The sequence below is a fragment of the Thermogemmatispora tikiterensis genome (assembly GCF_003268475.1).
In the GTDB taxonomy this organism is placed as follows: domain Bacteria; phylum Chloroflexota; class Ktedonobacteria; order Ktedonobacterales; family Ktedonobacteraceae; genus Thermogemmatispora; species Thermogemmatispora tikiterensis.
This window is the reverse complement of record NZ_MCIF01000002.1, coordinates 3,930,755-3,951,635: the sequence shown is the minus strand read 5'-3', so window position 1 is coordinate 3,951,635 and position 20,881 is coordinate 3,930,755. Positions and strand designations below refer to the sequence as shown.

The following is a 20,881-nucleotide window of genomic DNA, read 5'->3' as shown; positions in this document are numbered from 1 at the left end:
GGACCCGCTGCGCTCAACTCAAGCCGTGCCCGGCTCGCTCCAGCGAGCACGCTGGCCCAGCCGCCAGGAGCGCGACGCAGGATTGAGCATTAGCAGATCAGACCGGCCTTGGCCTCTTGCCTCAAGAGCAGCTCAAAGAAGCGATCCAGGCGCTGTAAAAATAGTTGCAAAGTTTCGTTATTGTCACAAATTTCTATAGTCTGATTCAAGGAAAAATCCTTTTTAATCAGAGAGAGCTGGTCGACGAAGCCATCATCGCGGTAATAGCTGCGGAGAATCTGCTCCGAGACAAGCTGACAACCAGTCTGGCAGTAGCGCTGGCGCACGCGCTGAATGGCCGTCTCCACATCGATGCGAAAGTAGAGCAGCCGGGCATCGCGCAGAAAGCGGGGGCTGAACAGGTGGAGGGCATGGAGGTAATCGTCGCGCGCGAATTCGAGCATGGCCAGACCGTTGTCAGGATAGCGGGCAAGATGCTGCTCAACGCGGGCCTCAGCCTCAAGCAGCACCTCATCCATGACGCCGAAGTCCAGCACATCGAAGCCACAGTAGCGACCATTCACGATCAATGGCCGAAAGCGACGCTGCTCTGCGTCGGCCTGGCATTTCTCTTCCAGCAGATCATAGTCGTCGACATGCGTGGCCCGCAGACCGGCCACGGCAGCACGTTGGAGAAAATAGTGAGCGGCTGTCGTCTTGCCGCTGCCCGGTCTTCCGAGGAGCAATACTTTGAGCGCCATCATACCAACTCCTTTCCAACCTCACGGGTTCCCGCGCCCCCTCCACAGTCGTCTTGTATAACGAAGTGAAGGATCAAGCACGGGCTTCTTGTGTTACAGCCTTTGCCTTTAAATAGCACTTTCACATGAGTATAACGTCTCAGGGGGAGAACTTTTCGCCGTCAATCGCCGCAGGAAGCGCTTGCGGTACCGTTATCAGAGCGGGAAGCCAAAAAATTCGTTGTAGAAGAGGGATGGATAGACGACAGGGGAGAGGGAGGACTGCAGGCCATGCTCGCGCGGGACGGCCAGAGAGAGAGCGCGCAAAGGAACTGACGGGCGAGCCTGGATGAATGGGCAGCGTGGCCCGCCCGTCAGACAGAGGAGCCTGGCAGGCAGGTCACAAGCCGTTGGGGGACGCCAGCCGGATAAAGCGTCGAACATGGGGGCCACGGTCCTCAGCCTGGGGGTCCCAGCTGATCACGCAATCGCCGCCCTCCTCCTGACCCAGATTGAGGGCCTGATCAAGGTCGCCGACAATCAGGCTGCGCACCTCAGCCAGGGTCGAGGTTGGAGCAGCGGCATAGCGCTGGAGCAGCTCGATCAGCTTCGCCCGCAGATAGAGCGTCACCCCGAGACGCACGCTCACATCTGGCAGCTCCACGCTGGTCTCGGGCGGCTCCAACTGCCAGACCGACTGTTGCAGAAGTTCGACCCGATAGGGACGCCGCAGGGCCTGGCGAAGGGTTTGCGCGATCTGCCGCGCCCGTTCTAAAGAAATATTCTTGAGGAGCAGATAAAAGCGTCCACCATAGATATGGTAGAGGCGGCAATCGACGAGCTGCCGCTGAATGCGCTGGCCGATGGCCTGAGTCAGATTGCGCAGCGCCAGCTCCCCATAGCGACGGACTATCTGGCTCTGGTTGTCAATATCGAGGGCAATAATCGAAAGGGTCTCCAATTCGCCCGCCTCGCGTAGCGGAAAGAGATAGAGCAACTCCGCGGCTCCAGGGTCCACTGCGGAGGGAGAACCCTTCGAGACAGCAGCAGACAAGTGTTCTTCCTGTCGCTCATGATTCGCTTCCGCTCCGGCCCTCACGGCCCCATCTCCAGCCAGAGCACTCTCTTGCTGCAAGTGTGCCAGCAAGATCTCCAGATCACGGATAAACTCATTCTCAGAGAGGAAGTTGATAAAGGAGTCATTCACGACCTCGGGCGCCTTCACCAGCTGCTCCAGACCTTGCATGGCCTCGAGTCTGGCCCGATAGAGCAAGAGCAGGTCTTCCACGATCAAGCCCATGAGGCGCAGCAAGCGCAGATCATCCTCAGAAAAGGCCTCCTGAGTAATCGCGAAGACATAGAGGACTCCGAGAGCAGGCCCAGATTGACAGCCAATGGGGATGGCCACTGCCGAGCCAGCACCGCTAAAGCGCTCAGGCCATTGCGAGAGGCCCGCGCTGTCGCGGATTGCCAGGTGAGGGCGATAGAGGAGATAGGGGCAGCGCAGCGCGCGGAAATAAACATGGCTTTCATTGGGGAAGATACGCGATTGGCCTGCCCGATGGGGCGAATTGCGGCTGCAGGCCATTACCATCAGGACCTGTTGTCCTGGAGGGGCCGCTGGATCTTCAGGCATCATCAGGCAACAACAATGCCAGCGATCATCACCCGCGGGCGTCTGGCCTCCCAAAGCAATGATCAGATCCATCAGGCCATTGAGCACGGTATCGGAGGGATCTATGCCCCTGGGAAAGGCGCGCGCGGGATAGAGCCAGTTGCGCAGATCAGGAGCGAAATAGGTTGTCCATTGAGCGGCACAGGCATAGAGCGGGGCTAGCAGGCGGCGCACAAGATGGACAACCGGGCGCTGCAGGTTCAACGAGTGCATCTGGCGAGGAACGACAAGCAAGGTAGGATCGGCGGGCCAGCTTTCTCCCTCGGCTAGCAGGGGCTGAACGCGGAAATCGCTGGGATACTCGAAGGCGGGGGCAGCCTCAAGAAAGAGGTGAAGGGAGCGACCATGACTGAGCCAGCCGATCAGTGACTCGCCCAGTCGGGCCAGCTCCTCGGGCAGGCGCGGTTGCCCGAGTCGGCCATCGTCGGGAGCGCGACGTGGCAAAAGAATCGCCGCATGGCTGCGAGAGAGATCCTCACAGAGTAACAACAAAGCATGATGAAGAGCCTGACTGGCAAAATAGCGCCAGAGGAGGGCGCTGTCCGTCTGAGCCACGCGCCGATCAAGCGGCAAAGAGGCAGTAGCCGCCTGGCCACCAACGCCAGCCCCGGCATTGCCTCCTCCATTGAAGCTGGCAGGCCCGAGCGAATGCCAGAGTTCCGCAATATTGAGGGGAATAGCTCCAGGTGGGTAACCAGCATTGATCAGATCGCGAATGATCGCCAGCTTCTCCAATTCGGTGGGTGGATAGCGCCGCTGACCAGTATTCGGGCGAGAGCGCAGAGGACGAAGCAGACCTCGCTCTTCCCAATCGCGCAGCTGGTTTTCCGTAAAATCGAAGAGCTGGGCAGCCTCACCGATCGTCACCGTCAACTTCTCGCTGACGAGCTGCAGATAGCCCCGAATCCTCTCCCAGGTCTCTGGCTGCTGCAGATGCTTGCGAATGCTCTGGAGCACGCGATCATCCATCCTGTCCTCCTCTCCTGGTTCACCAGGCAAAGCGTCCTTCCTTCTCCAACAGCGGCAAGCGAGCTAGCAAGCAAGCAGAAGAGCAGATACGCCCGCTCGCACACGCTTGAACTGACAACGGGATACGCGCGAGGGCAACCACCCCGCACCCTCTCCACCTACAATGCGCTGCGCAAGTGCTGCAAACGTCGTAACAATGACAAACATTCTACCGTCCCTATGCTCCCATGTCTCTATTATAACGAAACCTTAGCTCTATGTCAACTTTTATGACTTTTAAGGAAGACTCCTCTTGACAGAAAGAAGTTTTCTGCTGTATACTACTGATGCATACTAAGATTATCTTTAGCCTTTCCCAGATTTCTTTATATTCAGCTCCTTCTCCTGGTTCAGGGAGCGATAGCTCGCTGGCGTGGCAGGGATCAAGAGGGGAAGGTGCTCAGCGCCTCCGGGTCACCGCGGCGCACTCGCCTGGCTCGCTTCGGCTTGCTCCAGAGCGGCTCGCTCGCTCGCTCGCTTTGCCCGGAGGCCCTCTTCGCGATTCTTGTGCGTAGACTAACCTCTGCTGGTCAGAGGCGAAAGGAAGCGCTTATGACTCTGCGTTCGGTTTCTTCCTGCCGCAGCTCTCCCGAGGCCCCTGGCAGCGACATGCCCTGGGAACAGCTCTATTGCATCCTGCGCCCCAGAGTGGCTCACTGGGTCCACTCTTCCTCTCTCTCTTCCTGGTCAAGGCAACGCGATGAGATCGTGACCGACATCGTCCAGGAGACAATGATGCGCCTGCTGAACTACGCACGACGAGCTGAACGAGGAGAGGTGGCACCTATCGATTCGCTAGAGCACCTGGGCCTGATCGTGGCCTACAATTGTTTCCGCGATCTCTGGCGCCGCGACCATTGCCTCATCTATATTATACAGCGAGATTACGCCGCTCAGCGCGCCAGTTCACTCCCCTCCGGCCCCGATCAGTTCGAGGCTGTCCTCGATCATGTCTTCGAGGAATGGCTGTTCTCTTTCCTGGCGCACGAGATTGTCAACTTTCCTGAGAAGCAGCGCACCGCTCTTCTCATGGACCTGGCCAACCGCATGCATTTTGGTCCGCAGCCCACGGCGCTCCAGCGTGCCTTTCTGGAGGTCGGCATCGATCTGCGGCAGTATCAGCGCGAGTTGCCCGCCGACCCGGCGGAGCGCGGACGCCATGCTTCTCTGCTGAGTCTGGCCTATAAGCGCCTCGCTCGCATTGTTCAGGGCCAGCTGCGCGCTCAGGCCGCTTAAGCTGGTACAGCGCCTCCACCTGCCTTGACTGGTTGTTCTTGCTTTGGCCTGGCTGTCTGTATCCTTGCCCTTCTCCAGGAACAGGCCCGTCTGGACCCGGCCCAGGTAAGATCTCCTCGCTCTCTTTTCTCTTCCCTACCCCCTCGCACTCGTGGCTCATATCGACGCCCTCATCTCGGCGCGACGCTCTCCTTGGCAACCGGTGCCCGCCCGCCAACTCCTTTTTCCCGCTCGATCTGACTAACCTGGCTTGCAGCCGCTCCGCTGTGGACGATACAATAAGAGCAACTGCGCGGCGCCTCTCGCGCTATTCTCTCTCGCTGTGGCCAGTTCGGTTCTCGTCTCTGGCCCTGGTTCACTTGAACAGGTACTATGTCAGTTACATTCTCGCAAGCCTACCTCACGACCCTGCAGCACTACGAGGAGGAGATGCTGCAGCGGCTGGCCCTGCTGGTCAATATCGATTCGGGTACTGGCCAGGTCGAGGGGGTCACACGCATTATGGGCTACCTCCGCTCCTGGTTGGAAGCGCTCGGTTGCTCGGTGACTCTTCACGATGGTGGCCAGTATGGACCTCATCTGGTGGCCCGCCTCCGCGGAAGCCGCCCCGGCGAGGGTAGGCGCTTCCTGCTGGTGGGCCATGTCGATACTGTCTATGCTCCAGGCTCCGCGCTGGCCTGCCCTTTCCGCCGTGATGGCGAGCTGGCTTTCGGTCCCGGCGTGATTGATATGAAGTCGGGCGTCATCATGGCTCTCTATAGCCTGCGCGCTCTGCTGGAGTCGCACTTTGCGGACTTCGGGGAGATCTGCCTGGTCTTCAACGGCGATGAGGAGATGGGATCGCCATCGAGCGCTCCGCTCCTTCGGGAGCTGGCCCGCCAGGCTGACGTCGGCCTGGTGCTGGAGCCTACACGCTCGCCAGAGATCATTACGGAGGCACGCAAAGGCGCTGACCGCTATCTGCTGGAGATCAGTGGCCAGGCAGCCCATTCGGGAGCTGAGCCACATCGGGGCCGCTCGGCGGTCATTGAGCTGGCCCATAAGATTGTGGCAATCGATCACCTGCATACGCTTCTACCAGGGGTGACCTTTAATGTGACGCGGCTCGGTAGCAGTGAGCTGCTCAATGTGGTGCCCGAGATGGCCCGTTGCTGGATTTCGGTGCGGGCCTATACTCAAGAGGGACTGGAGGCCGCCGCCGAGGCCCTGGAGCAGATCGCCGCTTGCTCCAGTGTGCCTGGCACACGAGCTTACCTGACACGCACTCGAGGCCGCCTTCCTTACCAGGCAACTCCCCAGGTGCGGGCTTTGGTGGCAGTGGCACGTCTGGAGGCACAGGCTCTCGGCCTGGAGCTGGTGGCTGAGGCCAAGGGGGGGGTCTCGGATGCCAATCTCTTGATGCAGACCGGCCTTCCAACTCTGGATAGCCTCGGACCAGTGGGAGGGAAAATGCATGTGTTGCGCGAGGAATTTTTGCGCGTTCCTTCGCTGGTGCTGCGTGGGGCCTTGTTGGCGGGCTTGATCCGTCAACTGGCGCTCCAGGCTCCAAACCCGGTAGGGGGCGAGGAGACACCCGCCAGCTCCTGAGCGAGAGAACGTCTCTATCCGCCCCAGGATTGCTGAGCGCGGCACCCGCCCATGTTAGCTTAGCTAGTTGAGGTGAGGGAGAGCATGCCTTTCTCTGCAGCAGCAGCTGCTGCTGATCGTTATCTATTGCTTGCGCCCACGGTGCGCGACGCCTTGGCCGAGGGCCGCCCGCTGGTGGCTCTGGAATCCACGGTCATTGCTCACGGTCTGCCATATCCCACCAACATAGAGACAGCCCTGGCTATGGAGGAGGCCGTTCGTGAGGAGGGAGCCGTGCCGGCGACAATTGCGATCCGCGCCGGTCGAATTATGGTCGGCCTTGACAGAGCGGCCCTTGAGGAGCTGGCAACGGCTCAGGATGTGCTGAAGGTGAGTCGACGCGATCTGGCTTTTGCGCTGGCGAGTCGGCGGCTGGGGGCGACGACGGTCTCCGGGACGATGCTCTGCGCCCATCTGGCCGGTATCCGCTTCTTTGCCACTGGCGGTATCGGAGGCGTGCATCGTGGAGGTGAGAGTACGCTGGATATCTCCGCCGATCTGATGGAGCTGAGTCGAACGCCGGTGCTGGTGGTCTGCGCCGGGGCCAAGGCTATTCTGGACCTGCCCCGTACGTTGGAGTATTTGGAGACGCAAGGGGTGCCAGTCCTCGGCTGGCAAACGGATGAGTTTCCAGCTTTCTATACGCCGCGCAGTGGTCTGCGCTTGCAGCAGCGCGTCGACGATGAGGTGCAGGCGGCCACTATTGCCCGCACACATTGGGAATGTGGCCTGGCTGGTTTGCTCGTGTGCTCGCCGGTGCCGGCGGAGGCAGCCCTGCCCGCCGAGCAGGTGGAGGCGGCTATCACGGCGGCGCTGGCCAGGGCAGAGGCCCAGGGCATTAGCGGGGCCGCCCTGACGCCTTTCTTGCTGGGCCAGATTGCTGAGACCACGGGAGGCGCTAGCCTGCGGGCTAATTGCGCGCTACTGCTCAATAATGCTCGTGTGGCTGCTCGCATTGCGCGCGCTTACTGCGCCGTCAGTGGGCGGTCCTGAGTCTGTCTGGATGGCAGGTCGGCCACCAGAGGTCGGTTCCTGTTGATTTCTCGTCGGCTAAGGACTACAATAGGAAGTCGGAAAGCACGTGCCAGAAAGGAGACGTGCCTTGAGATCCCGGGCAACGACGCTGTTCGCGTGGCAGGTCGGGGCCTGATACTTGACCTCGCCGCGGACCCCCTGGGTACTCCGCGAAAGGAGCTTTGTCACGTGATTTCTGTTGCACCAAAGGGCAAAGTCATCGGCAGCATTATTCTGACGATCCTCTGGATCTGCTGCTTTCTTTTCATAAAGCCGACGCTGGTCTTCGACTTCGGCGGCGGGGTGATGATTAACCTGCTCCTGCTGGCAGCGATCATCGGTCTGCTGGTGCTGGTGCTCTATCATATTTTCTACCCGTCCCCGCCGATTATTACGAAGCTGAGCCTGACGGTTGTCCTGACACTGGTCTGGCTTGCCCTGATCATTTTCTATCCCTTCAAGGACCCGAACAATACAGCGGCGGGTGCCGTCGGCTTCTTTACGCTGATCGGTGGCCTCGCTGTGGCGATTCTTTGGGTCTACTTCTTCTGCGATGAGCTGATTTGAGAGTCTCGCTGTTGTCGGTCGGGACCGTACCTACCTTTATTATGCTGCAGATACCTGGCAGCCGCTCCTCGAAAGTGGGGAGCGGCTGCTCTCGTGTTTTGGAGCTTCGGAAAGAAGATCTCCTGGCAGCTGGAGAGAGGATAGTACCCGCTTGCTTAGTGACGGAAGTGTCGCCTGCCGGTGAAGATCATGGCGATGGCGTGCTGGTTGGCGACACGGATAGAGTCCTCGTCACGAATGGAGCCGCCAGGTTGGATGATGGCCGTCACCCCGGCCTTGGCGGCAGCTTCGACACCGTCAGCAAAGGGGAAGAAAGCGTCTGAAGCCAGAACAGCCCCGCGAGCACGCTCTCCCGCTTTCTCGACAGCCAGCTGCACGCTGGTGACGCGGTTCATCTGGCCAGCCCCAACGCCCACGACCGCCAGCTTATGCGCCAGAACGATGGCGTTCGATTTGACATGGCGTACGACCTTCCAGGCGAACATGAGGTCGGTCATTTCTTCCAGCGTTGGTTTGCGCTCGGTGACAACGCGATATTCCAGTTCGTGCTCGCCAATGAAGTCGGCTGTCTGCAGGAGGAGGCCGCCGCTGACGCTGCGGATGTCAAAGCGCCCGGATTTGAAGATCTGGGCGTTGAGGGTCGAGGGATCAATAGGGGCATGCGTGGCAAGCAGGCGAATGTTCTTTTTCTGGCGGAGGATGGCCAGGGCCTCGGGCGTGAAGTCGGGCGCAATGACTGCCTCATAGAAGAGCTGGTGAATTTCTTGAGCCACGTCAGCCTCTACGGGCCGGTTGCAGCCGATGATACCGCCATAGGCCGAGACCGGGTCGCCGGCGTGGGCCTTGCGATAGGCTTCAAGCAGGGTATCGCCACAGGCCAGACCACAGGGGTTGGTATGCTTGATGATGGCTACTGTGGGCGCGACGAAACTGCCAGCGGCGGCCAGGGCCGCGTCAAGATCCAACAGGTTGTTGAAAGAAAGCTCTTTGCCGTGCAGCACTTCGGCAGTGGCAACCGCCGGTCGATAGTCCTTGACGGTCGAGAGTCCTCCCCAGCGATAGAAGGCGGCGCGTTGGTGGGGATTCTCGCCGTAGCGCAAGGTCTGAATGCGCTGCAACGGCAGGGTAAGCTCTTCAGGAAAGTAGTCGGTGTCCTGGCTGCGCAAATATTCGGCGATAGCGGTATCATAGCTGGCCGTATACTGGAAGGCGATGGCGGCCAGCCGTCGCCGCGTCTCCTGGCTGACCTCGCCGCGCTCCTGCCATTCCTGCAGGACAGGCTCGTAGTCCTGGGGACGCACCAGGACGAGGACATCCTGAAAATTCTTGGCGGCGGCGCGAATGAGGGCCACGCCTCCAATGTCGATCTGCTCCTGGGCTTCTTCCAGGCTCACGTCTTCACGGGCAACAGTTTCGATGAAAGGATAGAGATTGACAGCCACCAGGTCGATGGGGCCAATGCCATGTGCTTCTAGCTCACGCATGTGGGCCGGATCAGAGCGCCGCGCCAGGATGCCCCCGTAAATGTGGGGGTGCAGCGTTTTGACACGCCCCCCCAGGATCTCGGGGAACTGGATGAGACTGCTGACCGGTTGAACCGCTACGCCAGCGCTCTCCAGAGCCGCCGCGGTTCCTCCAGTGGCAAAAATGGTCACCTGGCGCTCTGCCAGGGCATGGCCTAGCTCGTCTAGATGCTCGCGATTGGCTACGCTGATGATTGCTCGCATGCTGTTTCGTTCCTTTCGCTTGGCTGGGCTGCGAGTAGAGCCACTTTCCACATTTGTTGCTGAGCAAGCAAAGCATATTTGCTCGCCTTCGTACCTGCCCCGCCCGCGCTCACATGGCCTCACGAGCTGAGTGGCCGCCACGACACCCGCTCTCGGCGGGGCCAGCGCTCCGACCTGCGCCTCCTGCCGGGAGGAAGACGATCCTTCCTCTCTCTGTCTGCTCTGCCTTTTCTTCTTCACTTATACTTGCAAGACGAGAAAGCTGCCACAGTACCATTTCGCCTGCAAAGCCTTCCCTACTCCTCTGAAGGAGCTTCCTGACTGCCAGTGCATCAGGAAGGCAGAACAGCCCGCCACCTGACTGGTCCGCTGGCCGGATGAGCAGAAATTTCAATGCATAGTATAGCAAAAAGGGGAGACCTCTCGACTAGCATCCAGCCCTCCGCCAAAGGCTGGAGTCTGGCCCTGCCTCTTTTCGGCATACTGCCGCTTCTCTGCTCGCGCTCGCCATCTTAACCGCCTGATGGTACTTTCCTGCCAGCTTCTGGCCGAAGTATCAACATCGGCAGAGGCTCAGGGTATTATCTCATCCAGATCGCATTGATCAACATGCATTATTCGATACAGGATTCTTTCACCGCATTTCAGCAGGATGCAAGGGGGTACCAGTCAGCACGCCAGCGGACTGGCGCTCTCAAGGGGGTCTGAAATTCAATGAAGTCACTGCTCAAAGAGGCTGTCAGGCCGGCGATAGCCGGCCTGGGGTCCGAACGCCGACGAAGGCGTCGACGTTTCTCTCCGCTGATGCTGGTGGGGATCGTGGTGCCGCTGGTTCTGGCCCTGACGGGCAGTGCCCTCTACCTGGTTCCACGACTCACCGGTTCGCACGCCGCCGCGCCCGCCAATACCGATTGTACGCTGATTGTGCCATCTCACCCGCTCACGGCGCGCGGTCTGGCCACGCCCTATCAGCTCGTGGCCACTGACCCGGCCCGCGGTCCCTGCCACGAGGCCAATCCTGATCAGGCGGCCTTTGTCCAGGCAGCGGTGATTGATCCAGCAACGGGACGAATCGCTATTTACAACCCCCTGGTGGTTGATCGGGGTCAGAAGCCGGCGCTTGCCCCTGTGGTGCCGCAATTGCCCGCAGGGGGTATTGTGGCGCTTTGGTTTGGCTTCAATGGCGAGAATTTGACGCTGCGCAGCAGCGGTAATAGTCTGACCGAAGGCCACTGCGTGAATGGCATCCGCGGCTCGCTCTTTGGCCAGTTCGCCTATTGCAATGCACCCGCTTTCTTTGCTGCCGCCAATCAGGCCATCCGTGCTGGCAAGTTGAAGCCGCCACCACTAGGACGGGCACGCGACGGCCTCCCCTGCCCCAGCGTGCGTGATTTTGCGCTGGTAGACCAGGACCAGAGCGATAATGTGACGACGGCCTATCTGGTTACCAGGGATGGGCGCACGGCTCAGATGACACGCCATGCCATCGCCGTCCTACAGCATGCCCAGCCCCAGGTGAATGGCAGTGATAACCGTCTGCTGGCGCTCGGGCTGGATGGCGCTCTGGGCTGCACACCCTGGATGGCCCCCGATCTGGCTGATCCAGGCCAGGTGACAACTGCCCTGCCGCTCAACGAGTTACAGGCCGCTGTCTGGCAGCGGGCGCCAGTCGCCCTGGTTCCTAATGGTGACCCGATGGTGACCGTTGCTGGCCACCCCAACCTTGCCAAGCTCAACGCCTACCGCGCTGGCGTCGACCAGCCCCAGGTACGCGATCAGGTCTTTGCCAGCACAACCCTGTACTGCGCCAACCTGCTGGCCATCGCTCCGCTACGCCTGCTCGTCGATGCCTCGCTCACGAAAACACGTCCTTCGCCCGATCCAGCGGCGGCTAACTCACTCTTTACTTTCCTGGCACAGCGCTTCATTACAACCTTCGAAGCTGATGGCCTCAATTGTACCAGGCTGCTGCATGTCCCCGATCCCGTGCAGGTTCAGCGCACGCCCCAGGGCGTAGCCATCGCTGCCACGATCAACGGCGAGGTCATTAACACCCCGCTCGACTGTAACGTCAATGGCACGCTGGTGGTAGGCTGCAACGGGACAGCGACCCTTAACGGCCAGACCTGTAGCCTGATGAGCGACCGGCGGACACATCAGATCGTGGTAACCTGCCCGGCCAATACTCGCCAGTGAGTGAGGCACTGGCAGGCCACCCACCAGCGAGCATAGTGGCCGGGCCGGCTATGGCATGGATGTCATAGGCTGGTCCCCAAAGCAAAAAAGAGAGAGCAGGCAGACGACTGATCTGACCTGCTCTCTCTGTGTCTGCTGAGTACTGACCTGCCCTGGCAGCCCCTCGCTCGGGATAGCGATCGCCAAGCCGGCGCTGGCCAGTGCAAGCGGTTGGGATGCTGCGCTATCTTTTGCTCCCCGCTCAGGCAGAGAAAGGTAGCTAGCTCCCAGCCTCAAGCTGAGCCTGGGCCTGAGCCACCAACTCCTCAACGGAGGGCCGCCCGGGGAAGGTTGGATAGACGCTCACCTTGCGCTGAGTGCGCGAGGCATGACCAAACTTCACATATCCATCGATGAGCGCAAACAGCGTGTAATCGCGCCCGACACCCACATTATCGCCGGGCTTGATCTTCGTACCGCGCTGGCGTACGATAATGGTCCCGGCGGATACAAGTTGACCATCGTAGCGCTTCACACCCAGGCGCTTCGCCTTGCTATCGCGACCATTGCGCGAGCTACCAACACCTTTTTTATGCGCCATAGCTGGTAAACCTCACGATCTCTACTCTACTCTTCGCTTGAGGCTTGAGAAGCTTCACCCTCCTGGGGCCGTACGCGACGACGGCGACGAGTCCTGGCCTGCCCCTCTTCCTCGGAGGCGCCAGCAGGAGTCTCGGCGGCAGCTCCCTGCTCCTCAGCCGCGGGTTGCAGAGCCGCCCCCGACAGTGGCGTACCCTGCTCAGCTGCCGTGGGGGTCTGGCCGGTTACGAGGCTCACTCCGTCGAGCAGGATGTCATCGATGGTCAGGATGCTAATCTCCTGGCGATGACCCTGGCGACGACGATAGCGCTTCTTCGACTTATACTTGAAAACGACAATTTTATCACCCCGTGCATGCTGCCTGACAGTGGCCAGGACGCTGGCGTTTTCCACAAGCGGACGCCCGATCACAGTGCGATTAGCGTCTGCGAGCAGCAGGACCTCGCTAATGCGGATCTGGGTGCCCTCCTGCACGGGGAGGCGATTGACCTCCAGGGTCTCGCCGACCTCAACTTTGAATTGTCTTCCACCACTTTTAATAACTGCGAACATCGCTTCTGTTCGGCTCCTTTACCTCTACCTCCGCTCATCAACGCTGTGCGGCAATCACCTTCTCCAGGCGTCAATCGCTCCTCTGTCTTGCTGCCTGCCCTGAGCCACCGGCCAGGACGAGTCACTGCAGGCACGCAGGTCTGCGAACGGGATACGTCGAAGGCGTGGGTGGAGGCCTTCGGCACAGTTCCCGGGCCGTGCGCACAATGATGCTCGCTTGCCCCCATCGTCGATCGAGCGCTGGAGAGCACCGAGCCGGTAAAGCGGCGTTTGCTGCTCCAGAGAGAAGGTGCGGCGCGCCCTTGCCCGCGAGGAGCAGCCTCAGTCTGTTCCGCCTCTCTATCTGCCTGTCTGCCTGCCTGCAGCCGTGAGCTGCCCCTCAGCGAGCAAGCCTTTCTGGCAGAACAGATGGCACACGGCCAGTCGCAATCTGGTAAGGTCTCAGTTAGAGCCTGGAGAGGAGCGCGTCTCTTTCCTTATACCAGGCCAGGCACGCTAATCCCAGCCGCGACCTTAGATCAGACAGACTGTCTGGTGCGGGGCAAATCCTGGCCTGATTGACCTGACACGCCCTGCCGTCACGGGCGGTCTTGCCGCCCACGCCTGGGCGGGAGCGGATGCTTCTTTGAAGTGCGCGGTCAGCGCGACACCTACAGGGTCAGACCGCGACACCTGAGAGCGATACTTTAGATGCTTTGTCATGATAGCAAGCCCACAAGCGCTTTGTCAAGCATGAGTCCGCTCGCTCCTTCTGCCTGACAGGCCAGAGCTGGGAGGGAGTACTCTCTAGAGATAGACCCTATAGGCCATATGGTAGGCCGGTGCCAACCCGACCAAACATGTGGTCGGCTCGTGCTATGATATGCTATAGTTGTGGTAGTCAGCGGCATCGACCGCCCGGCCAAGCCGCTCGCCAGGCCAGATCGGAGCGCGTTGCAGTGATGGATAGAAAAAGCGGGCATATCGAACGGCCCGAGCTGGAGCGCTATTCAGACAGCCCCCTCTTCAACACCAAAGCCGTCGTTCAGCAGACTGGAGTGCCGGCGCCCACGCTGCGGGCCTGGGAGAGTCGCTACGCCATTCTCTCGCCGGAGCGAGCTACTAACGCCTACCGTCTTTATTCTGAGCGTGATATTGCCCTCATTCGCTGGCTGAAAGAGCGCGTTGACAGCGGTATGGCCATCAGCCAGGCCGTGGCCCTCTGGCGCCACCTGGAGGAAGAATATCAGAAGGCGCGCCAGCTCCAGCAGATGGCCACCGAGTTCCCAGACGAGCGACGCCCGGCCTTTCACGTCGCCCTGCCTCTGGCAACGCCAACCTGTCCCGAAGGAGGCGGCAGTTCCCAAACAACGACAGAGCCGCGGCCCCTGAGCAGCGCCAGCCCGGCTGCCATCAGCGACCGCCCCGCCGGTCTCCCGTCCACCTTGTACAATATTCGCAGAGTACAGGAGGAGCTGATCGATGCCTTTAAGTGCCTGGATGACATCCGGGCCCAGCGTCTCCTAGCCTCGCTGCTGGCCCTCTATCCGGTTGAGCAGGTCTGTGCCGAGGTTGTGACGCCAGTGCTCTGGCAGGTCGGTCACCTCTGGGAGACAGGTCGGCTCAGCGTGGCCATCGAGCATTTTGCCAGTAATTTCCTGCGTGGCTTCCTCATAAATCTCCTCTATATTTCGGTGAACGAGAATCGTGGGCCGCTGATCATCTGCGGCTGCGCGCCCGGCGAACCTCACGAACTGGCCCCGCTGATGCTCGCCTTGCTCCTGCGCCGCGCCGGTATGCGTACGATCTACCTCGGCCAGAGCATCGAGACCAGCAGCCTGCTGGAAGTGGTACGCGAGATGCAGCCGGTCATGCTCTGCATCTCGGTCACCATGCCGGCCTACGTGGCGACTCTGATCGACCTGGCGCGCCGTCTGCAGGAGCTACCTGAGCCACGTCCGCTGCTGGTTTTCGGGGGTCAGGCTTTTCTCTACCACAGCGAGCTAGCCCACCATGTGCCCGGTGGCCTCTACCTGAGCGGCCCGCTTCAGCAGATCGTTCACGAGCTGCGTCAGGTGCTACAGGATTACCTGGCCAGTGGTCCCGCACACTCACGCGAGCCGCAGAGCAATCCCGACCCTGATGTTCAAGGCTCCGCGGGCAGCGCCTTGCCTTCCATCTCACCGCCATCCTCTCCTGCCCCCTAGCACTATGACTTGACAGGCCCTTGCTCCTTCCGCTTAACTGTCTGTATGGCGATGGCGCGGGCTGGCACAGACCTTCGCTCCAGCAGCGGCGCGCTCTCGCTTGCTCTCTACCCGGCTGGATAGTTGCCAGCCAGGCCAGGCAGGAGCCTGCTCCCGCTATGCCAGCGCCCTCCTATGCTGCCGCACGCTATACAGGCAACAGGCAACGGGACAGCTTAGACAGGCTTGAAGCGAAAGGGAAGAATGATTATGGAAGCAGCTCTCTCCGATGTCCTCGTCATCGATCTCTCGCGCGTTTTGGCTGGCCCCTATTGCACAATGATTCTCGGCGATCTCGGGGCCACGGTGATCAAAGTCGAACAGCCAGGCAAAGGCGACGATACACGCCAGTTTGGTCCGCCCTACATCGCCGGCGAAAGCGCCTACTATTTGGGACTCAACCGCAACAAGCTGAGCATTACCCTGGATTTCACGCGCGAAGACGACCGTCAACGCCTCTTAGAGCTGATTAAGAAGGCGACCGTTCTCGTGGAGAACTTCCGCCCTGGGACGCTAGCCCGCTACGGTCTGGGCTATGAGGATCTGCGCGCGATCAATCCCGGCTTGATCTATTGCTCGATCAGCGGCTATGGCCAGACTGGCCCTTATGCCCAGCGCGCCGGCTATGACTTCGTCGCTCAGGCTGAGTCAGGCATCATGGCGGTGACCGGCGAGGTCGACGGAGAGCCGATGCGCGTGGGTACACCCGTCGGTGACCTGACTGCCGGCACTTTCGCCTGTATCGCTATTCTGACGGCTTTGCGCGTGCGCGATCGCACAGGTCGCGGGCAGTATATCGATATCTCTCTGCTGGAAGCCACGATTACGCTGCTGGGTAATGTGGCCTCTAATCACCTGATCTCAGGCGAGGAAGCCCAGCGCTATGGCAATGGACACCCCAATATCGTGCCCTACCAGGCCTTCCGCACCCGCGATGGCTATATTGTGATCACCTGCGGCAACGATCGCCTCTTCCGCTCGCTGTGCCGCCTGCTCGGTCGCGAGGAGCTGGCCGATGACCCGCGCTTCGCTACGAATCCTCAGCGCGTACGCAACCGTGAGGCGCTGATTCCGATATTGCAGGAGCTGCTGCTCACGAAGGATAGCGAGAGCTGGCTGCAGGAGCTGCGCGAGGCCGGCATCCCCTGCGGAGCGATCAATAAGGTAAGCGAAGTCTTCAGCGATCCACATATTCAGGCCCGCGGCTTTGTCTGGGAGTGCGAGCATCCAACGGCGGGTACGATCAAGCTGGTCGGCTCACCACTGCGCCTCTCAGAGACCCCGGCCCGGCTCTATAAGGCGCCCCCTCTGCTCGGCGAGGATAATGATAAGGTCTGATCTGCCCTGCATACGGCAGCCATGAACGCAGGGAGCGCCACCAGGCCGCCCCCTATCCGTTCCCTCGCTGGCCCCTGAGAATGATCAAAACAGAACCCATTGCAGACAGTGAATGGTAGGGGAGAGGAGAGGGCTGGATTCTCTCCGCTGGCCCCTCACAAAGCGGTCTGACATGTGAGCCAGGCCCGTCCCCGAGCGGAACGCGCCAGGTCGCCAGCGTAGCGACAAATGGGTCTGACAGTTGTCCCCCTCGACCCCATAGGATATACTAATCGAGGACATAATGGTGTATCTGGAGGAAGAACGTGAAATTCACTTGTAAGCAGCAGGATTTGAGCCGTGGTCTCTCGGTAGTAAGCCACGCCGTCTCAAGCCGCAGCACTCTGCCGATCCTGGCCAATGTGCTGTTGAGCGCAGAACAGGGGCGGCTGAAGCTGGCGGCGACCAACCTGGAGATCGGTATCAATTGCTGGGTTGAGGCCCAGATCGACGAGGAGGGAACAACGACCGTTCCGGCCCGCCTCTTCACGGAGCTGGTCAATAGTTTGCCCCAGGGATCGGTCCAGGTGACGGCCCAGCCGGATACCCACGTGGTCAATCTGCAGTGTCTGGGTCTGGGCATCAATACTAACGTCAAGGGCATGGACCCCTCCGAGTTTCCGCTGATTCCAACCGCCGAGGGGGGCGAGCCGCCGATTCTGTTGGAGGCTCCCCTGCTCAAGGAGATGATCAGCCAGGTGGCCTTCGCCGCGGCGAAGGATGAGTCGCGTCCCGTCTTTACAGGCGTGCTGGTGCAGGTCCGCGAAGAGAAGGTGACCTTTGTGGCCGCCGATGCCTTCCGCCTGGCAACACGGACAGCCCCGCTCCCAGGGGCGACCGAGCCGCGCGAGGATATCTTGATTCCAGCTCGCACGTTGACTGAGCTGGCGCGCATCTTGCCCAACGAGGGCCCGGTCGAGATGATCGTCACCCCCAACCATCGCCAGGTGCTCTTCCATACGGAGCAGATCGATCTGGTCTCTCGTCTGCTCGACGGGACCTTCCCGAACTATCGCGCCATTATCCCTCTGGAGTATAAGACGCGCGCGGTGCTGGAAACGAAGGCGCTGACTGAGCGTGTGAAGGCCGCCGCTCTCTTCGCGCGCAATAGTTCGAATATCACGCGCCTGAAGATCTCGCCGCAAGGCGCCACCGGCTCGGAGACTGGCACAGTGACGATTGAGGCGACCGCTGAGGATTTGGGTGATACGACCAGTACGCTCAATGCCGCCGTTGACGGCGAGGAGATCCAGATTATTTTCAATGTGGATTATCTGGTCGATGTGCTCAATGTCCTGGATGCACCGGAGGTGGCTCTGGAGGTCACTTCGCCGATGCGCCCCGGAGTGCTGCGTCCGGTAGATGCCACCGAGTATACCTATGTTATTATGCCGATGCACACGAATCGCAGCTGATTGGCGGGCCTGCTCGCCCCGCTTGGGTCTCACCCCGGACAGGTCAGGGTGAGGGCGCCCGCCCGTCCGCCAGCTCTTCGAGCATGCTCAGCAGAGGCCAGGCGGCGTCGGTACCGGGGAGCGGGGCCAGCCAGGCCAGCCGGATTGTCCGTCTGCCTGCCGCACGGCAAGGCAGCACCTCTTTTTATTGGAGACAGGTAGGTAGCTGGAGCGTCGATGCACCTCGTACATCTCGCGCTGACCGATTTTCGCAACTATAGACAGCTGGATCTGTCGCTGGGGCCGGGCCTTTTTCTCTTCTGCGGAGAAAATGCTCAGGGCAAGACGAACTTGCTCGAAGCCGTTTCGATGATCGCGACCAGTACTTCGTTCCATGCCTCGGCAGATCGCGAGGTGGTCAACTGGTATGCGCCCGATCATCTGGCCCGCCTCGATGCGCGCATCCGGCGGCGCGACGGCGAGTTGCACGTGGAAATCGTCATTTTCGACCCGACGCCCCCACTGCTGGGCAGCGGCGAGCAGGCCACTCGCCCGCCTCACTGGCCCGGCGGCACGCAGCGCAAGCGCATCAAGATCAACGAGGTGCCACGTCGGACGCTCGATCTCATCGGCAGCATGACCAATGTGCTCTTTGCACCCGCCGATCTTCATCTGGTCGATGGCTCGCCCGACGAGCGCCGACGCTTTATCGACCGCAGTCTATGTCAGGTGCGGCCCCGCTATTGCCAGGCGCTGCAGCAGTACCGGAAGATCATTATGCAGCGTGCCGCTCTGCTCAAGCGTATTCGCGACTACCACGAAGATCCTCGCCTGCTGGACTACCTCGATGAGCGCCTGACGCTGCTGGCGACGATGATTATGTTCGAGCGCGAGCGTATGCTGTCAGCTCTCAACGAGCTGGCGGCACCGTTTCAGGAGCAATTGAGCGGGGGACGCGAGCAGCTGCAGATTGTCTATCGTCCTTCCTTTCACCCTCATCCGCAGCGCTCGCTCACCGAGGCCCAGGAGCATTATCTGAGACAGCTCCACACCGTGCGCCAAAAGGAGATTCAACAGGGGGTCTGCTTGCTGGGGCCGCACCGCGACGATCTGGAGTTTTTGGTCAATGGGATGAGCGTGATCACCTACGGCTCGCGCGGACAGCAACGCACGGTGGCCCTGGCGACGAAGTTCGCCGAGCTGGCCTATATGCGGGCCGCGACCGGCGATGAGCCGGTGCTATTGCTGGACGATGTCTTCAGCGAGCTAGACCAGCGACGGCGGGAGCAACTCCTGCAGGCCATTCTCGACCATGAGCAGGTGCTGCTGACTACCACCGACGCGAGCCATTTTCCTCCAGAGGTGCTGGAGCGAGCTTATAAGTTCCAGGTGGTCAACGGTCAGCTTCATCCCTGGTAAGGCTGCCAGTTCGGCCACGATGAACAGCCGCGGTAGTCCGGGCTACCCGGGTCTTCACGTGCGTCCTTTTCTCAGTCCTCGCCCTCGGAACCGGAGGAAGCCGTAGAACGCTCGTGAGCCTCGCCGGCGGTCCACAGCTCGGGGCCACCGCTGGCGGCAGGACCCTGAGCAGCAGGAGAGCGTCCACCCAGGCCAGCTGCCGGAGGATTAAGGCCAAGGTGCTCATAGGCCAGGCGGGTGGCGACTCGCCCACGCGGGGTACGGGCAATAAAGCCGAGCTGGAGCAGGTACGGCTCGTAGACATCCTCGATAGTTTCCGGGTCCTCGCTCGTGCTGGCCGCCAGCGTCTCGAGGCCGACAGGTCCCCCATCGAATTTGTGAATAATGGTTAGCAAGAGATGGCGGTCGGTCAGGTCCAGGCCAATGTGGTCGATCTCCAGGGCATCGAGGGCGGCGCGGGCGATCTCGCGCGTGATGACTCCGTCGGCCTTGACCTGAGCATAATCGCGCACACGCCGCAACAAGCGATTCACGATGCGCGGCGTGCCCCGGGCCCGGGCGGCAATTTCTTCGATGCCATCTTCATCGGCGGGCACGCGCAGGATGCGCGCCGAGCGGCGCAGAATCTGCTTGAGAGCCTCGACACTGTAATACTCCAGACGATAGATGGCCCCGAAACGATCGCGCAGCGGGGCAGAGAGGGCCCCAACGCGCGTCGTCGCGCCGACCACTGTGAAGGGAGGCAAAGAGATCCGCAGCGAGCGTGCGCCCGGCCCCTTTCCAATGACGACATCGATGGCGAAGTCCTCCATCGCCGAATAGAGGCGCTCCTCCACGGCCCGCGAGAGTCGATGAATCTCATCAATAAAGAGCACCTCGCCCTCCTGCAGCGAGGTCAGAATAGAGGCGAGATCGCCGGCATGCTCGATGGCCGGACCCGAGGTCGTTTTCAGATTGACCCCCATCTCGGCGGCAATAATGTTGCAGAGCGTGGTCTTGCCCAGGCCAGGCGGCCCATATAACAGGACATGATCCACAGGCTCATTCCTGCGCCGGGCCGCCTCCAACAAAATCGCCAGATTCTCCTTAATTCGCTCCTGACCGATATATTCGGATAAGCGGCGAGGGCGCAGGCTGCTCTCGATAATCTCCTCTTCCTGACTCACGCGCGGCGAGACGAGCCGGTCGCTCATAGTTCTCTCCTGCTGCTGATCTCTCCTGATCTGATTAGGCAATGGTCGGGGACGGCCTCACTTCCTCCTCATCTCAGCCGGGGAAGCTTCTCCTCGACTTGAGGTATCCCTACCCTGTCTTTTCTTTCCCTACATTATAGCAGCGGAAGCCCCAAGGGAGAAAGCGCCAGGCTGGCGCTGATGGGGCCGCCCGCAGCAGGACAATGGTCAGTGGGGGCTGGGGACAAGCTGAGCAGTGAGAAATGGCAGGGAGCAAGGGAGCGAAGAGCATCTGATCATGCAAAAGTACCATTCCAGCGAGGCACCTTGACACCGGTACGTTGCTCTCCTACAATCGATCCACGAAATACCCAGCGAGAGGATAAGGAAGGAAG

Annotated in this window: 17 protein-coding genes and 1 pseudogene; 10 read left to right on the top strand and 8 right to left on the bottom strand. The window is 60.6% G+C overall.

Going from position 1 to position 20,881, the window contains the following annotated elements; translation table 11 throughout:
* Nucleotides 1-89: 89 nt before the first annotated feature.
* The 3 genes from A4R35_RS15845 to A4R35_RS15840 form a co-directional block, all read right to left on the bottom strand.
* Nucleotides 90-743, bottom strand: a complete 654-nt coding sequence (locus tag A4R35_RS15845; RefSeq protein ID WP_112431019.1) for an ATP-binding protein — start codon at nt 741-743, stop codon at nt 90-92.
* Nucleotides 744-935: 192 nt separating this feature from the next.
* A complete protein-coding gene (locus tag A4R35_RS24735; RefSeq protein ID WP_146747236.1) occupies nt 936-1,163 on the bottom strand; it encodes a hypothetical protein in 228 nt (75 codons plus the stop codon).
* Nucleotides 1,120-3,363, bottom strand: coding sequence for a MerR family transcriptional regulator (locus A4R35_RS15840; RefSeq protein ID WP_112431017.1), 2,244 nt, complete (start codon nt 3,361-3,363; stop codon nt 1,120-1,122). The genes A4R35_RS24735 and A4R35_RS15840 overlap by 44 nt, the downstream gene beginning before the upstream one ends.
* 591 nt (nt 3,364-3,954) lie before the next feature.
* Between A4R35_RS15840 and A4R35_RS15835 the strand changes: the two genes are divergently transcribed.
* From A4R35_RS15835 to A4R35_RS15820, 4 genes are all read left to right on the top strand, one after another.
* Nucleotides 3,955-4,638 (top strand): sigma-70 RNA polymerase sigma factor region 4 domain-containing protein, encoded by a 684-nt coding sequence (locus tag A4R35_RS15835; RefSeq protein WP_112431015.1) that lies wholly within the window; start codon nt 3,955-3,957, stop codon nt 4,636-4,638.
* Between the two features lie 372 nt (nt 4,639-5,010).
* Nucleotides 5,011-6,225 (top strand): M20 family metallopeptidase, encoded by a 1,215-nt coding sequence (locus A4R35_RS15830; protein WP_112431013.1) that lies wholly within the window; start codon nt 5,011-5,013, stop codon nt 6,223-6,225.
* A gap of 84 nt (nt 6,226-6,309) precedes the next feature.
* Nucleotides 6,310-7,257 (top strand): pseudouridine-5'-phosphate glycosidase, encoded by a 948-nt coding sequence (locus A4R35_RS15825; RefSeq protein WP_112431011.1) that lies wholly within the window; start codon nt 6,310-6,312, stop codon nt 7,255-7,257.
* A 210-nt stretch (nt 7,258-7,467) separates the two neighbouring features.
* Nucleotides 7,468-7,845: a hypothetical protein gene (locus A4R35_RS15820; protein WP_112431009.1), complete on the top strand. Its 378-nt coding sequence runs from the start codon at nt 7,468-7,470 to the stop codon at nt 7,843-7,845.
* A 155-nt stretch (nt 7,846-8,000) separates the two neighbouring features.
* Here the strand turns inward: A4R35_RS15820 and purH are convergent, their stop codons facing one another.
* Entirely contained in the window at nt 8,001-9,572 is a 1,572-nt protein-coding gene (gene purH, locus A4R35_RS15815) for a bifunctional phosphoribosylaminoimidazolecarboxamide formyltransferase/IMP cyclohydrolase (protein WP_112431007.1), read from the bottom strand.
* A 714-nt stretch (nt 9,573-10,286) separates the two neighbouring features.
* Between purH and A4R35_RS15810 the strand changes: the two genes are divergently transcribed.
* On the top strand, nt 10,287-11,768 hold the full coding sequence (locus tag A4R35_RS15810; RefSeq protein WP_189361907.1) for a hypothetical protein: 1,482 nt from the start codon (nt 10,287-10,289) through the stop codon (nt 11,766-11,768).
* 259 nt (nt 11,769-12,027) lie between these two features.
* Here the strand turns inward: A4R35_RS15810 and rpmA are convergent, their stop codons facing one another.
* Nucleotides 12,028-12,348, bottom strand: coding sequence for a 50S ribosomal protein L27 (gene rpmA / locus A4R35_RS15805; RefSeq protein WP_112431005.1), 321 nt, complete (start codon nt 12,346-12,348; stop codon nt 12,028-12,030).
* Between the two features lie 26 nt (nt 12,349-12,374).
* Nucleotides 12,375-12,899 carry a 50S ribosomal protein L21 gene (gene rplU, locus A4R35_RS15800; protein WP_112431003.1) on the bottom strand — a complete coding sequence of 175 codons (525 nt, stop codon included), beginning with the start codon at nt 12,897-12,899 and terminating at the stop codon, nt 12,375-12,377.
* A gap of 839 nt (nt 12,900-13,738) precedes the next feature.
* On the opposite strand from rplU, the pseudogene A4R35_RS25340 reads away from it, so the two are divergent.
* From A4R35_RS25340 to recF, 5 genes and pseudogenes are all read left to right on the top strand, one after another.
* Nucleotides 13,739-14,083 (top strand): annotated as a pseudogene (locus A4R35_RS25340) (MerR family transcriptional regulator); the annotation flags it as partial.
* Between the two features lie 240 nt (nt 14,084-14,323).
* Nucleotides 14,324-15,085, top strand: coding sequence for a B12-binding domain-containing protein (locus tag A4R35_RS25335; protein WP_399358740.1), 762 nt, complete (start codon nt 14,324-14,326; stop codon nt 15,083-15,085).
* 249 nt (nt 15,086-15,334) lie between these two features.
* On the top strand, nt 15,335-16,462 hold the full coding sequence (locus A4R35_RS15785) for a CaiB/BaiF CoA transferase family protein (protein WP_112430997.1): 1,128 nt from the start codon (nt 15,335-15,337) through the stop codon (nt 16,460-16,462).
* A 305-nt stretch (nt 16,463-16,767) separates the two neighbouring features.
* Nucleotides 16,768-17,916 carry a DNA polymerase III subunit beta gene (gene dnaN, locus A4R35_RS15780; RefSeq protein WP_189361903.1) on the top strand — a complete coding sequence of 383 codons (1,149 nt, stop codon included), beginning with the start codon at nt 16,768-16,770 and terminating at the stop codon, nt 17,914-17,916.
* 216 nt (nt 17,917-18,132) lie between these two features.
* Complete coding sequence (gene recF, locus A4R35_RS15775; RefSeq protein ID WP_112430993.1) at nt 18,133-19,314, top strand: DNA replication/repair protein RecF; 1,182 nt, start codon at nt 18,133-18,135, stop codon at nt 19,312-19,314.
* Nucleotides 19,315-19,385: 71 nt separating this feature from the next.
* On the opposite strand, the gene ruvB is transcribed toward recF, so the two are convergent.
* Nucleotides 19,386-20,507: a Holliday junction branch migration DNA helicase RuvB gene (gene ruvB, locus A4R35_RS15770; protein ID WP_112430991.1), complete on the bottom strand. Its 1,122-nt coding sequence runs from the start codon at nt 20,505-20,507 to the stop codon at nt 19,386-19,388.
* Between the two features lie 109 nt (nt 20,508-20,616).
* The gene (locus A4R35_RS24340; RefSeq protein ID WP_189361900.1) at nt 20,617-20,799 is read right to left on the bottom strand and encodes a hypothetical protein; all 183 of its coding nucleotides are present in this window, start codon (nt 20,797-20,799) and stop codon (nt 20,617-20,619) included.
* Between the last annotated feature and the right edge of the window lie 82 nt (nt 20,800-20,881).

Excerpts from the sequence above, each read along its gene's own strand:
- A4R35_RS15830 (WP_112431013.1), top strand. The coding sequence starts at position 5,011 with ATGTCAGTTACATTCTCGCAAGCCTACCTCACGACCCTGCAGCACTAC.
- purH (WP_112431007.1), bottom strand. The coding sequence starts at position 9,572 with ATGCGAGCAATCATCAGCGTAGCCAATCGCGAGCATCTAGACGAGCTA.
- A4R35_RS24340 (WP_189361900.1), bottom strand. The coding sequence starts at position 20,799 with ATGGTACTTTTGCATGATCAGATGCTCTTCGCTCCCTTGCTCCCTGCC.
- A4R35_RS15785 (WP_112430997.1), top strand. The coding sequence starts at position 15,335 with ATGGAAGCAGCTCTCTCCGATGTCCTCGTCATCGATCTCTCGCGCGTT.
- recF (WP_112430993.1), top strand. The coding sequence starts at position 18,133 with ATGCACCTCGTACATCTCGCGCTGACCGATTTTCGCAACTATAGACAG.
- ruvB (WP_112430991.1), bottom strand. The coding sequence starts at position 20,507 with ATGAGCGACCGGCTCGTCTCGCCGCGCGTGAGTCAGGAAGAGGAGATT.
- A4R35_RS24735 (WP_146747236.1), bottom strand. The coding sequence starts at position 1,163 with ATGTTCGACGCTTTATCCGGCTGGCGTCCCCCAACGGCTTGTGACCTG.
- A4R35_RS15840 (WP_112431017.1), bottom strand. The coding sequence starts at position 3,363 with ATGGATGATCGCGTGCTCCAGAGCATTCGCAAGCATCTGCAGCAGCCA.
- A4R35_RS15810 (WP_189361907.1), top strand. The coding sequence starts at position 10,287 with ATGAAGTCACTGCTCAAAGAGGCTGTCAGGCCGGCGATAGCCGGCCTG.
- A4R35_RS15825 (WP_112431011.1), top strand. The coding sequence starts at position 6,310 with ATGCCTTTCTCTGCAGCAGCAGCTGCTGCTGATCGTTATCTATTGCTT.
- rpmA (WP_112431005.1), bottom strand. The coding sequence starts at position 12,348 with ATGGCGCATAAAAAAGGTGTTGGTAGCTCGCGCAATGGTCGCGATAGC.
- A4R35_RS15835 (WP_112431015.1), top strand. The coding sequence starts at position 3,955 with ATGACTCTGCGTTCGGTTTCTTCCTGCCGCAGCTCTCCCGAGGCCCCT.
- A4R35_RS15845 (WP_112431019.1), bottom strand. The coding sequence starts at position 743 with ATGATGGCGCTCAAAGTATTGCTCCTCGGAAGACCGGGCAGCGGCAAG.
- rplU (WP_112431003.1), bottom strand. The coding sequence starts at position 12,899 with ATGTTCGCAGTTATTAAAAGTGGTGGAAGACAATTCAAAGTTGAGGTC.